This is a genomic window from Thiocapsa sp. (genome assembly GCF_011390875.1).
In the GTDB taxonomy this organism is placed as follows: Bacteria; Pseudomonadota; Gammaproteobacteria; order Chromatiales; family Chromatiaceae; genus Thiocapsa.
In genome coordinates this window covers 1-12,078 of the sequence record NZ_JAABRP010000159.1, presented here as the reverse complement: position 1 = coordinate 12,078, position 12,078 = coordinate 1, and the positions used below count along the sequence as shown (strand labels likewise).

General features: G+C 64.2%; 13 protein-coding genes. 9 read left to right on the top strand and 4 right to left on the bottom strand.

Translation table 11 applies throughout. The features are described 5' to 3' along the window. On the top strand, positions 1–298 hold a 298-nt coding region (locus GPT33_RS13160; protein WP_296809655.1), incomplete at its 5' end, for a type II toxin-antitoxin system RelE/ParE family toxin. A gap of 174 nt (positions 299–472) precedes the next feature. Beyond that, entirely contained in the window at positions 473–742 is a 270-nt protein-coding gene (locus GPT33_RS13155; RefSeq protein ID WP_296809653.1) for a DUF2442 domain-containing protein, read from the top strand. Between the two features lie 173 nt (positions 743–915). Here the strand turns inward: GPT33_RS13155 and GPT33_RS13150 are convergent, their stop codons facing one another. Further along, the gene (locus GPT33_RS13150; protein WP_296809650.1) at positions 916–1,341 is read right to left on the bottom strand and encodes a hypothetical protein; all 426 of its coding nucleotides are present in this window, start codon (positions 1,339–1,341) and stop codon (positions 916–918) included. A gap of 500 nt (positions 1,342–1,841) precedes the next feature. Between GPT33_RS13150 and GPT33_RS13145 the strand changes: the two genes are divergently transcribed. From GPT33_RS13145 to rapA, 5 genes are all read left to right on the top strand, one after another. Next, positions 1,842–2,144, top strand: coding sequence for a hypothetical protein (locus GPT33_RS13145; RefSeq protein ID WP_296809648.1), 303 nt, complete (start codon positions 1,842–1,844; stop codon positions 2,142–2,144). Between the two features lie 47 nt (positions 2,145–2,191). Next, positions 2,192–2,473: a hypothetical protein gene (locus GPT33_RS13140; RefSeq protein ID WP_296809646.1), complete on the top strand. Its 282-nt coding sequence runs from the start codon at positions 2,192–2,194 to the stop codon at positions 2,471–2,473. Positions 2,474–2,516: 43 nt separating this feature from the next. After that, positions 2,517–3,599 carry an alanine racemase gene (alr, locus tag GPT33_RS13135; protein ID WP_296809644.1) on the top strand — a complete coding sequence of 361 codons (1,083 nt, stop codon included), beginning with the start codon at positions 2,517–2,519 and terminating at the stop codon, positions 3,597–3,599. 621 nt (positions 3,600–4,220) lie between these two features. Then, positions 4,221–4,583, top strand: a complete 363-nt coding sequence (locus GPT33_RS13130; protein ID WP_296809643.1) for a hypothetical protein — start codon at positions 4,221–4,223, stop codon at positions 4,581–4,583. A gap of 144 nt (positions 4,584–4,727) precedes the next feature. Beyond that, positions 4,728–7,508 carry an RNA polymerase-associated protein RapA gene (rapA, locus tag GPT33_RS13125; protein WP_296809642.1) on the top strand — a complete coding sequence of 927 codons (2,781 nt, stop codon included), beginning with the start codon at positions 4,728–4,730 and terminating at the stop codon, positions 7,506–7,508. Between the two features lie 92 nt (positions 7,509–7,600). On the opposite strand, the gene GPT33_RS13120 is transcribed toward rapA, so the two are convergent. The 3 genes from GPT33_RS13120 to GPT33_RS13110 form a co-directional block, all read right to left on the bottom strand. Continuing rightward, on the bottom strand, positions 7,601–8,173 hold the full coding sequence (locus tag GPT33_RS13120; protein ID WP_296809640.1) for a Slp family lipoprotein: 573 nt from the start codon (positions 8,171–8,173) through the stop codon (positions 7,601–7,603). Positions 8,174–8,257: 84 nt separating this feature from the next. Next, a complete protein-coding gene (locus GPT33_RS13115) occupies positions 8,258–8,839 on the bottom strand; it encodes a Slp family lipoprotein (RefSeq protein WP_296809639.1) in 582 nt (193 codons plus the stop codon). Between the two features lie 52 nt (positions 8,840–8,891). After that, positions 8,892–9,116 carry a Trm112 family protein gene (locus GPT33_RS13110; protein WP_296809656.1) on the bottom strand — a complete coding sequence of 75 codons (225 nt, stop codon included), beginning with the start codon at positions 9,114–9,116 and terminating at the stop codon, positions 8,892–8,894. Between the two features lie 330 nt (positions 9,117–9,446). Here GPT33_RS13110 and GPT33_RS13105 point away from each other — a divergent pair, with 330 nt between their 5' ends. Beyond that, a complete protein-coding gene (locus GPT33_RS13105; RefSeq protein WP_296809637.1) occupies positions 9,447–11,024 on the top strand; it encodes an alpha/beta fold hydrolase in 1,578 nt (525 codons plus the stop codon). Positions 11,025–11,273: 249 nt separating this feature from the next. Beyond that, a complete protein-coding gene (locus GPT33_RS13100; protein WP_296809635.1) occupies positions 11,274–11,720 on the top strand; it encodes a hypothetical protein in 447 nt (148 codons plus the stop codon). Positions 11,721–12,078 lie beyond the last annotated feature (358 nt).

The following is a 12,078-nucleotide window of genomic DNA, read 5'->3' as shown; positions in this document are numbered from 1 at the left end:
GCGCATGGCGGAAATAAGGTGGACAGAGGAGGCTGTTAAATGGCTCCGAGATATCTATGAATATATTTCGGAAGATAACCCCATGTCCGCGCAGAAGGTAATAGAAGGAATATATGAAAGGACGCAGATCTTGGAAGGCTTTCCTGAGATTGGCTATAAATACCGCGATGAGCAGGATGGGCAAGTAAGAATTCTTCTTTACGGCCATTACGGAATTGCCTATCTCATCAGGCAGGATGCTGTCGAAATTCTCGGAATTTTCCACGGCTCAATGGAAATGGAAAGGTACATCAAGTGACCGAGGCATATGAAGCGGAGCGTCGTGCCTCGCATGTTACATGCAGGCGCCACCGGATCTCGTTCGTCCTTTTGATAATAAGACTACAGAGAAGCGGAGCCTTCAGCCGCGCAGAGATGCGCCGAGTCCATGATCTCGTAAAAACGCATCACGAAGAGTTGCCGGAGGGCTGGAATGACTACTTTGGCGGTTCAGATTGAAACGCAGACCGCAAGGAACGTGTCCGTATCAGAGGATACCCTTAGCGTCGATCTTTCGGACGGTAGAACCATCTCGGTTCCTTGTGAATGGTTTCCCCTTCTTATCTATGCAACCCCCAAAGAACCGATGAGATGGAGGCTTATTGGTAACGGGCAAGGTATCCACTGGGAAGATATCGACGAAGATGTCAGCGTAGGGGGCTTCTGGCGGGAACACCTTCCGGGGAAAGCCAAACCTCTCTGAGGCGGTGGCTAAGTCGCAGGGCGGGTATAACAAGCGGCTAAGCCAAAACCCGGTTCAGCCGCGCGGTGCGGCAGGTCGGGTGATCTCGCCGCCGGCCAGTGCCCGTCTCGGCGGATCCCGCCCGAGCAGAACAGGAATCGCCATCTTCCCGTGAATGAGCTTGACCACTTTGCTTAAGGGGTGGCCACGATATCCAGTGCGGCCCGCAGTTCGTCGGCGGTTTGCGGAATGTTCAGTCTCCCCGTCGGCGACCCATCTGCATCGAAAATGACCACGATGGCATCCTCCATGTCATGTCTCCGGGCAAAGGCCTGCCCATCAGGATGGCCGAGATGGGCCGCGAGAAATGCGACCCTGCCCTCGTACTCCGGTCGAATGGTGTTGATCAGGTCCATCACCTCGGCGCCTGCGAGATAGTTCTTGTCACGGGCCACCACCAGAGCGGGGGTCCCCTGGCCGATGCCCGACAGGTCCGTAGAAAAGGCCCCGCGAGGGAGTTGACTCAAGATCAGTGCCAACGCACCGACGATCACCGACACGGTGATCAGCACTCTGGGCCAGCGCGATTTTCCCGGTGCGGGCTTTGTCGCGTCGTCCATCCATCCACCTCTTTAGCTTCGGTCTTGGGGCCGGCACTTGCGTGTTGGCGGTCTGCCGGGGCAGGGCGCTGCTTTGCCTGTCCGGTTATCTGTGTTCAGTTCCGCGGTTTTTCCATGTTCGCGACCTCCGACACCGTTCACCCTCGAGGGTTCTCAATGGCAGACCCGCGGCGCGGTGACGAGGTCATCGCGGAGTGCAGGTCTCTTGATGGACGTGATGGACCCGCTTTATGCCGATGTCATGGTCCCGGCTTGCGAGCGCGACGGACTCCGTCGTCACGTTTCGATGTAACGAAACGTTATCGGAGTCGAAGTCTCGTGAGGGGCTTTCGGGTTCGGGGGCGTCGATCAGCCTGTCATGAGAGATCATAAAAATTTGAATTAAAATAAGTTTATTGGCGAAGAAGAGGATTGGCACGGCGGCTGCGTTAAGAGGGTCAAGCCGCCGCAGAAGACCCCGGTGGCTCCCGAGTCAACGACCCACAATCCGGAGAAAGACCATGACCAAGTACACCCTCGCCATTGCCGCCTCACTCTTCGCGATCACCGCCTTTGCGACCACAGCCATCGCCGATGACGTTTATCACGGCCTCGCCCGGGGCAACGCGGATCTGTTCGACGGCCACCGGGCTGGCCCGAACGTTGTCGGGGTGCAGCCCGGTGTCGGCGACCGCCACGACATCTACGCCGGCCTCGCCGACGGCAACAGCGACCTTTTCAGTCGCGTCGAAGCGGTCCCGGACAGCGGTTCGCGCCCGGACATTTACCAGGGCTTCGAGGGGAGCGCCGACCTGAGCTACTGATCGCGGAGCAGTGCAGCCGGCCCCGGATCTCGACGTGGTCCGGGCGCTTGGCGCCATCGATCCTCGATCCCCGCACATCTCTGGTTGCCGTCCTGGTCGCGCTGGCCGAGGTCGGCGGCGGTCTCGCCGTGCTCGTCGGCGGGCTGGTCCGGCGCGATTGGCTGACGCGCCTCGGCGGAGGCGTGACCATCCCGGTACTGATCGGGGCTATCGCGATGGTCCATTGGGGACAATGGAGCTTCGTCCCGTCGCCATCCCAATCCGGACTATCGCTGAAGACCGCGCTCGGGTGCGATAGACTGAGATGGAGCCCGCGCCGGCGGGCTTGAAGCGACAACCCATCCCACGCCGACAACCCACGCCGAGCACGCCATGCCCCGTCCGATCCGTGCCCGCATTCATCTGGATGCTGTCCGCCACAATTACCGCCATGCCAAGACCCTGGCGCCGGGTGCGCGGGCGCTCGCCGTGGTTAAGGCCAACGCTTACGGGCACGGCGCGGTGGCGGTGGCGCGTGCCCTTGCCGAGGAGGCCGACGGTTTCGCGGTCGCCTATGCCGAGGAAGGGCTGGAGTTGCGCGAGTCCGGCATCCGCGCGCCGATCCTGCTGTTGGACGGGGTTTTCTCGCCCGAGGAGATGACGATCCTGGATCGCGCCGCCCTGACGCCGGTGATCCACAGTCGGCCGCAATTGGACTGGCTACTCGCCGCCCGGCCAGAGCGTCCGCTCGACTGCTGGCTCAAGATGGATTCCGGGATGCACCGGATGGGGTTTGCGCCGGAGGACTTTGCCGCCGCCTATGCTGATCTTGCGGATTGCCCGCATGTTCGGAGCCTGGTTTTGATGTCGCACTTCGCCCGCGCCGACGAGCCGGATCATGACTACACCGAGCAGCAGATGCGTGTCTTCGCGCAGGCGACCGCAGCGATGCGCGCGCCCCGCAGCCTCTCGAACTCGGCGGCCGTGCTCGCCTGGCCGCGCGCGCACGGCGACTGGACCCGTCCGGGGATCATGCTCTACGGCGCCTCGCCGCTGGGCGACGAGCACCGCTCGGCCGACATGCTTCGACCGGCGATGACGCTGGAGTCCGCCCTCATCTCCGTGCGGGATCTCGATCGGGGCGAGCCGGTCGGCTACGGCGGACGCTTCGTCTGCGCGCGTCCGACCCGTGTGGGGGTCGCCGCAGTCGGCTACGCGGACGGCTATCCGCGTCATGCCCCGGACGGGACTCCGGTTGCGGTCGGTGGTCATATGACACGGATCGTCGGGCGTGTTTCCATGGATCTCGTGACCCTTGACCTGACCGGGATCGAGAATGTCGCCATCGGCGATCCGGTCGAGCTCTGGGGTGGACAGGTCTCGGCCAACGCCGTCGCCGAGTCCAGCGGGACCATTGCCTATCAACTCTTCACCAACATCAACAGACGCGTCCCCTTGGTCTACGAGGATGGCTAGCGCCCGACGGGAGCCGCCGAGCGTGCGTTCGGTAGACGTCCGACCTGGCAGGAAGTGGTCGAGTCTGCCTCGAAGGTCTTGCTACCTGACCGGAAGGATCGCATAATGCGCGCCGCTCTCCGATGGGTCCGTTGCGATATGGTCCCGAGAGCACGTGTTCGGCCACAGAGGCTTGTTTTTGTATGGACAGTTGGAGTCGACAGCAGACAGGCGTGAAGGTCAGCCATGACCCGGCGCGCGCGTCGCAACAGCGTCTTTCGGACGAGCCCTCCAACACGGTCATCTGACCCCTCCACTTGGCTCGACTGGACGTGCGGTGACCTCGCCGGCACGGATGGAAGAGCATCCATCGGATCCAAGGCCAAGCGATTCTCGCCCCGGAAGGCGGATCAGGATCGACTCCGGCATTCCGCCACACGCGGTCTTTGGATCTCGCCAGCCGTTCCGGCTCGCTGATCTCTCGCTCTGCTCTACTTGAGACTCCAGCATCCGACTGGGTGCCGGCGGTTCCCGGCTTTGGTTGTCCTGAATGCGTGCGTCGAGCCGTTTGAGGGTCGACGGTGGTCTTTTCAGGTTCAATGGTCCTGCGGCGCGCCTGGCGGCGTCGAGGAGAAACCGGTGATGGAGTTGATGATTAACACACTGAATCGTAACGAGCAGGTTACCGCACCCTTGCGGTCTGAGTCGGCTTGTGAAGCGTCCGCGGAGCAGGATGTCGTGACGGTGCGTCGCGCCTGCGGTCTCGGCGAGTACGACGCGGCGCGTCTGCGGTTTCTGCGCATGGGCGAGCCTTCCCAGGTTCGGCTCCTGGAGGATATCCCGCGCTCCGAGGCGGTGCGTCTTGCCGGCGGTCTGCCGTCCTACACGGTGGCGCGTCTGTGCGAGCGGGTGCCCAATACATTGCGTCGGGCGATCGTGCGGGCGTTGCCCGAGGTCAAGCGGCACGGGGTGTCGGTCATCCTCGACTATCGTCGGCGCATCTAAACCGCGTCCGTTACGCTCTGCGCGCTCTTGAGTGGTCGGCCGGTTTGGCATCCATCTAAGACGTTGGTGTCGACGCGGTTTAGATATTCGATTCGACCATGTATGGCCGCGGGAGAAGACGCGGCTCAATCCTATCGGAATGCTATGCATCGTTTTCTCCCCGGCCAGCGCTGGTTGAGCGAGACCCAAGGGGAGCTCGGCCTCGGGCTGGTGGTCGCCGTCGACGGGCGTCGTGTCGAGATCGCTTATCGGGCGACCGGCGAGCAGCGCATCTATGCCCTGCCGGACCCGCCTTTGGTGCGTCTGGAGCTGACGGCGGGCGAGCATGTGCGCGATCGAGGGGGTCGGGATCTGACGATCCTATCGGTCACCGGCGACGCGGGCCTCCTCACCTATCGCTGCGAAGACCACCAGGGTACCGTCGTTACGCTTCCCGAGTCCGAGCTGGACGACCGACTCAGATTCAATCGGCCACATCAGCGTCTCATGTCCGGGCGGCTCGACCCGGATCATTGGTTCGATCTGCGCTGGCGGACCTGGTTGCTGGGGATGCGGGAGGCAGACTCGCCGGTGCGGGGTTTGATCGGCGCTCGGGTCGGGCTGATTCCGCATCAACTCGAGATTGCGGCCGAGGTGGCGCGACGCGATGCCCCGCGCGTGCTCTTGGCGGACGAGGTCGGGCTCGGCAAGACCATCGAGGCCGGGCTGATCCTGCATCGCATGCTTCTGACCGGCCGTGCCCACCGGGTACTGGTGATCACGCCCGAGCCGCTGCTGCATCAATGGCTGGTCGAGATGCGGCGTCGCTTCAACCTGCGCTTCGCGCTCTTCGATCACGAGCGCTTCGAGTCCATCTCCGAGCCCAACCCTTTTCTCGCGGATCAGCAGGTGCTTTGTAGCCTCGACTGGATCATTCGGTCGGCCGCGGCAAGACGGGCGCTCGTCGAGGGTCAGTGGGATCTGCTCGTGGTCGACGAGGCACACCACCTGGATTGGTCGGAGGCCGGCGCCAGCCCCGAGTACCGGGTGGTGTCGGATCTGGCGGAGCGCACCCCGGGCGTGCTGCTGCTGACGGCAACTCCCGAGCAGTTGGGCCGTGTGGGTCACTTCGGGCGGTTGCGGCTTCTCGATCCGCAGCGCTTTCGAGACTACGCGTCCTTCCTCGCCGAGGAGGCGGGTTATGCGCCCGTCGCGGCGGCCGCCGCGCACCTGCTCGACGGGCGGGCGCTCGGCGATGCCGATCGGGCCCTCATCACCTCGCTCCTGGGCGATCTGGACGGGCTGAGTGCGGAGACCATCATCGAGCGGCTGCTCGACCGCCACGGGACCGGCCGGGTGATGTTCCGCAACACGCGCGCGGCCATCCCCGGCTTTCCGGGCCGCGATCTGCTGCCCTATTCCTTGCCGGAGCCCGATGTCTATCGGGCGCTTGCGAGCGACGCGGCTGCGCGGCTCGCACCCGAGCACGCACACGGACCGGCCTGGTCGGAGATCGACCCGCGTGTCGACTGGCTCATCGAGCTGTTGCGACGGCTTCGCCCCGAGAAGCTGCTGCTCATCTGCACCGCGGCAGACACGGTCCTGGATCTGCGCGATGTGCTGCTGCGCCGTGCCGGCATCCACGCGGCCGTCTTCCACGAGGAGATGGAGATCCGCGAGCGCGATCGGGCGGCGGCCTATTTCGCGTCCGTCGATGACGGAACCCAGATCCTGCTCTGCTCGGAGATCGGCAGCGAGGGGCGCAACTTCCAGTTCGCCCATCATCTGGTGCTGTTCGACCTGCCGCTGGATCCGGACCTGCTCGAGCAGCGTATCGGGCGGCTCGATCGGATCGGGCAGACCCGGCGGGTGCAGATTCATGTCCCCTATCTCGCCGGCAGTCCGGGCGAGGTCCTGTTCCGGTGGTATGCCGAGGGCCTGCACGCCTTCTCGGCCATCTGTCCCGCCGCGCCGGCCGTCTACGCGCGGCTCCGCGAGGACTTGATGGCGGCGCTCGCGGATCCGCAAGGCACCGAGTCCCTGGTCGTGGAGGCTCGCGCGCTGAGCGCGCGCATCAATGGCGAGCTGGCCGCGGGGCGCGACCGTCTGCTCGAGTTGCATTCGCACCGTCCCGAGCGCTCCGCGGTCTTGGTCGAGGCCATCGAGCAGGCCGACGCCGACGAGGACTTGGCCGACTATCTCAAACGCTTCTGGGACGGTTTCGGTGTCGAGCACGAGTCCGCGCCGAGCCACGCATTGGTGGTGCGCCCGGGGGCGCATATGCTCCAAGAGACCTTCCCCGAGCTGCCCGAGGAGGGCGTAACCGTCACCTTCGACCGGGCCACCGCGCTCTCTCGCGAGCACTGGGAATTCATGACCCGCGAGCATCCGATGGTGCTCGCGGCGATGGAGTTTCTAAGCGCATCCGACCTCGGCACCTCGGCCCTGACGATCGTCCGTGACGCGCGCTTCAAACGCGCCAGCCTGCTGCTCGAGGCACTCTACGTCGCCGAATGCCAGGCCCCGGCCCATCTGGAGGCGGGCCGCTTCCTGCCGCCCACCCTGCTGCGCCTCCTGATCGACGAGTCCGGCGTGGATCTGGCCGAGACGATCCCACACGAGGACCTGCAGGGCCATTGTCTCAACCATAACCACAAACTCGCGCGCACCCTGCTCGAGTCGCGGGGCGAACGCCTGGTGTCCATGATCGAGACCGGCGAGCGCCTGGCGCGAGCGGTGGTGGTCGACCTGCGTCAGGATGCGACCGCGCGAATGCAACACCTCCTCGGCGAAGAGCTGGACCGTCTACGCGCCCTGGCGCGGGTCAACCCGAACGTGCGCCCGGAGGAGATCAGCACGCTTGAGGGCCGACGCGAACAGCTCGCTCAGGCGTTGGCAAAGACCCACCTGAGATTGGATGCGCTACGGCTGATCGTCACCGGTTGAACCGCGTCCGGTGCAACATGCACTTGATGATCTCTCGGGCACCGGCGGCCGTCGCGACACGACGAACCGCTATTGACCGCTCGGGACGCGATTCAGAAGCCGAGGCCGATTCCGCCGCCGATGCCCCCGAAGCCGCCGCTGCCGAATCCGATTCCGAGGTAGGGCGTCAGGCGCGGCGTCCATCCGCCTCCGTTGTCTTCGGGCTCGTCGGGCCAGAGACGTACCACGGCGTCATCCAGGACCGGAAAACGGTAGCTTGCCTCGCCGACCTGACCGTCGCGCACGCCTGCGATCCGGCCGGTGACCGTAATGCGACGGCCTGAGCGATAGTCGGATGGCTCCAAAAAGCCCGGTTGGCGGGCGATGAACCGGCCGCTGGGTGGGCCGCTCGTTGTCGGTTTCCCGCAGCGATCGAGCCGGTAGCCGATCGTTTCGATCTCGGTCTCTCGGGGGAGGTTGCGGGTGTCGGCGATCACGCCTCCCCAGGTGACAACGGCGCCTTCGCCTTGACCTCGCGAGCCGACACTCTCGGGTGTCAGCCCCGAGGCGCCGACCGGTTCGACGCAGGCTTGTCGGCTAGCACAGCCGGTGAGCACTGCGAGCCCGAGAAGAAGCCCGACGAGCACCCCTGCAGTCGACCAACCGCCGCTGCCGAGCGCGGACATGCGCCTCCGCGGCCGGGATCTGTTCGGCCGAGCCAGGCCTGATCTCAGGCTGGAACTTGGGTCTGTGCTCATCTGCGCGTCACCTCAATACCAGGGTCCGTACCAAGGACCGGACCAGGGTCCGTAAAAGGGACCATACCAAGGGCGATACCAGGGGTAGTCGTAAGGCAACGGGGCGGCGACGGTCGGCGGGTCCGGCCAGAGATACCAGACATCGCCCGCGAGGACCGGATAGGGGTAGGGGTATTCGCCGACATCGCGGGTTTCCATCCGAACCAGCGGACCGACCACCGTCAAACGACGTTGTTGTGGATACTCCGCCGGGTCTTTGAAGCCGGGCAGCTCGACAATGAAGCGCCCCAGACCGCGGGTGGTGTCCTCGGGCTCTCCGCTCCCGTTCAGGGCTCTGGCGAGGATCTCGATCCGCGTGGTGTCCGGAGCGTTGTGCACCTCCAGGATGCTCCCGCCCCAGCGCATGCGTTGTCCGATGAAGGTCTCGGGCCGTTGCTGGACCTCGGTCACGGCGGGCGAGGGCAGTGCCGAGTCACGAATCGCCTCGGGCACGCGGCCGCTGGCGCATCCGCCGAGACAGACCAAGGCGGTGACGGGAATCAAGAGCAACCGAAGGGCGACCATCAGCATGCCGGCCGAAACGCAGTCCGCCACCCGACGCGAAACCGGGTCCGGGCTGCAGGCGGAATCGACCCCGCCCCGGGCGTTACGGGTGGCTGTGCTTGCCGGAGCCCGAGCGGCGCTCACGGTACACCTCGAGCTCGTCGGCGGAGAGCGGCCGGGCCTCTTCCTCCAGCATCACCGGGATATCGTCGCGAATTGGATAGGCGAGCTGCGCCGAGATCGAGATCAGCTCTCCGCGGGTCTTGTCGAAGATCAGCGGGCCCTTGGTGACGGGGCAGACGAGGATGTCGAGCAGTTGTTTGTCCAACATGGTGGATCTCCGCAAAGCTGTGATGATGAGGCGTGTCCCGTGATGCCGGTTCGCACGCGGCCCCGAATGGATGTCCGCCGGACTGTCCGGTCGTGTTTCGGTACGCACCCGAACGGCCGCCCTAAGGTCGATTCCCGATTCTACCGCTCCGGGAGGAGACACAACCAGCGGAGGATGTCCGCGACGCGTTGAAAAGCCGACGGCGTCCCTGCATTTGCCCTAGACGAGCGTTTATCGCCGAACCCACCGGTCTAACACGCTCCCCGGGTGTCGGCATGTCTGTACCCTGCGGATCCGCCCCGGTCGACCCTCACAGCTCGAGAGCCTATGCATCCCTCAGACACAACCCCCGTCGGGCAGCGCGCCGGCGCCGTCGGCACGGTCATCGCTCCGGTTATCGTTGCCGTGATTGCGGTGTGCCTTCTCGCGGCCGGACTTCTGAAACTCGAATCCGCCACCCATGGTCTGTCGATCGTCCAGGTGCGGGAGGCCGGCGTGCCCATGACGCTGTATCGCCCCGCAGGCGATGCGCCGGCGCCGGTCGTGGTCATCGCGCACGGGTTCGCGGGGTCTCGTCAGATGATGCAGGCTTACGCGGTCACCTTGGCAAGGAACGGTTATATCGCGGTCACTTTTGACTTTCCGGGGCATGGGCGAAATTCCACGCCGTTTGTTGCCGACCTGGAGGATCAGGCGGCGCGTCTGCGGGTCCTGACGGATTCGCTCATGCCGGCGGTCGCCCTGGGCTTGCGGCAGCCCGGAGCGGACGGCCGACTCGCCCTGCTCGGGCACTCGATGGCGGGCGATGTCATGGTGCGCTTCGCCGAATCCGCGGAGGCCCCGGTCGCGGCCTCCGTGCTGGTCTCGCCCTACCTCTCGGCAGACACGCAGACCGCGTCCCTACGCAATCTCCTCTTCGTCTACGGTGACCTGGAGCCCGAGATGCTCCACGGCCAAGGGCGAACGGCGATCGCCGAGGCCACGGGAGGCGAGGTCGAGGCCGGACGGACCTACGGCGACCCGAGCGACGGCAGCGCGCGACGCCTGGTGCTCGCGCCCGGTGTCGAGCACATCGGGGTGCTGTATGCGGAGAGCGCGCTCGCCGAGTCGCTGGCCTGGCTCGACGCAACGTTCGAGCGCACCGGAAGCGGCTTCGTCGACCGGCGCGGAGTGGGCTTGGGGCTTCTCTTTCTCGGTGTCCTCGCCCTCGCTTGGCCCTTGTCCAGGCTCCTGCCGCGGGTGGCTGACCGCCCCCGCGGCGCTGGCCTGAGCTGGCGGCGGTTGCTGCCGGTCGCGATCGCGCCGGCCGTGCTGACGCCGCTCATCCTCTGGCGCGTCCCGAGCGATTTCCTCTCGATCATGCTCGGGGACTATCTGGCGCTGCACTTCGCCGTCTACGGCATCCTGACTGCAATCGGCGTGTGGGTGATGCGCCCCGCGGGACCGGCTCGGAATGGGCCGGTCAGTCGACCGGCGATGGCGATTGCGATCCTCGCTGCCTCGGTCTACGCGACACTCGCCTTTGCCGTACCGACGGATCGGTTCGTGACCGCCCTGCTTCCGGGTCTGGAGCGCTTGCACCTGGTACTCGCGATCCTCGCCGGAACACTCCTTTATTGTCTCGCCGACGAGTGGGCGACCCGCGGCCCCGGTGCGGCGCGGGGCGGATATTGGTTGACGAAAGTCCTCTTTCTATTCTCGCTGCTCGCCGCGGTGGCGCTGAACCTGAACGAGTTGTTCTTTTTGGTCATCATTGTGCCGGCTATACTGGTGCTGTTTTTGATCTACGGCCTCCTGAGCGGCTGGGTGTACCGCCGTACCCGCCACCCGGCCGTTGCCGCGGTTGCGAATGCGATTGCATTCGCTTGCGCCGTTGCAGTTACCTTTCCGGTCGTCGCGGTTTGATGGCCCCAATAACCATACTTATGTCTAGGATTCGGGCCAGACCGAAGGGCAGTTGCCCGGAATTTTTTGATCCGGCGCAGGCTACTCTCTGATTGCGCTTTCGCGTAAACTACCAGAAGCGCTATGGTTTACTGGAGCTGCGACACCGACCGCAGCCTGTAACCTAGGCCACCACAAAAAACCCGGCCGCCCGGCCGAATCGTCTCGAACCACCAAGTTTATTACCTATCGACCGGAGGAGCTTTTACCATGGTCGCATTCGCCCAATTACACGCGCAAAACCACAAGATTACGGAGCTCTCGAACGTATTTCTCTATTTGGTTCGAGACCGATCCATGTGTGATACGGATGTCACCTGCGATGTCTTCTTCGACCTGACCAATCGCGTCAAAGAGCACATGGAGCTCGTCGATCGCGAGATCTGCAGCCAGCTCATTTCCAATCCGGATCAAAAGATCAAGAATACCGCGAATCGTTTTCTCTCCGGCTCGAGCGAGATCAAACGCATCTTCAATGCTTATGTGAAGCAGTGGTGCTCGCAGAAGCGCCGGTCCCTGACGATTGATGATCATCCGTCGTTTTTGCAGGATACGGAGCAGATGTTTGCGCTGGTGATGGACCGGATTCAGCGCGAGACAGAGCATCTCTATCCGCTGATCCGTAAGCTCGAAGGGGCAGATAAGCAGGTGGCGTAGCCGGGGGGCGGGTCGACCGGCATCGAGTCGCGTGTGCGCTCGGGTTGATGTCCGGCCGAGCATGCCCGGAAAACCGATAGGGGCGTGATTCACCCGCCCCTATCGGTTTTTGGATCCTGTTGCGGAAATTGCCCGGGATCCAAAAACAAACCAAGCACGTAGGATGGGTAGAGCGAAGCGAAACCCATCCTCCAAACCGCCGCGTTGCCGGGTTTCGGTCCGATGCCTTTGGCGCGGGCTGGATGGGTTTCGCTTCGCTCTACCCATCCTACGCGTTCGTCAGCGTTCATCAGCGTTCGTCAAGGTGTTCACCTTGTTTCTGAATTGTCGCTCACTCCTGGCGCAAAGACGCAATCCA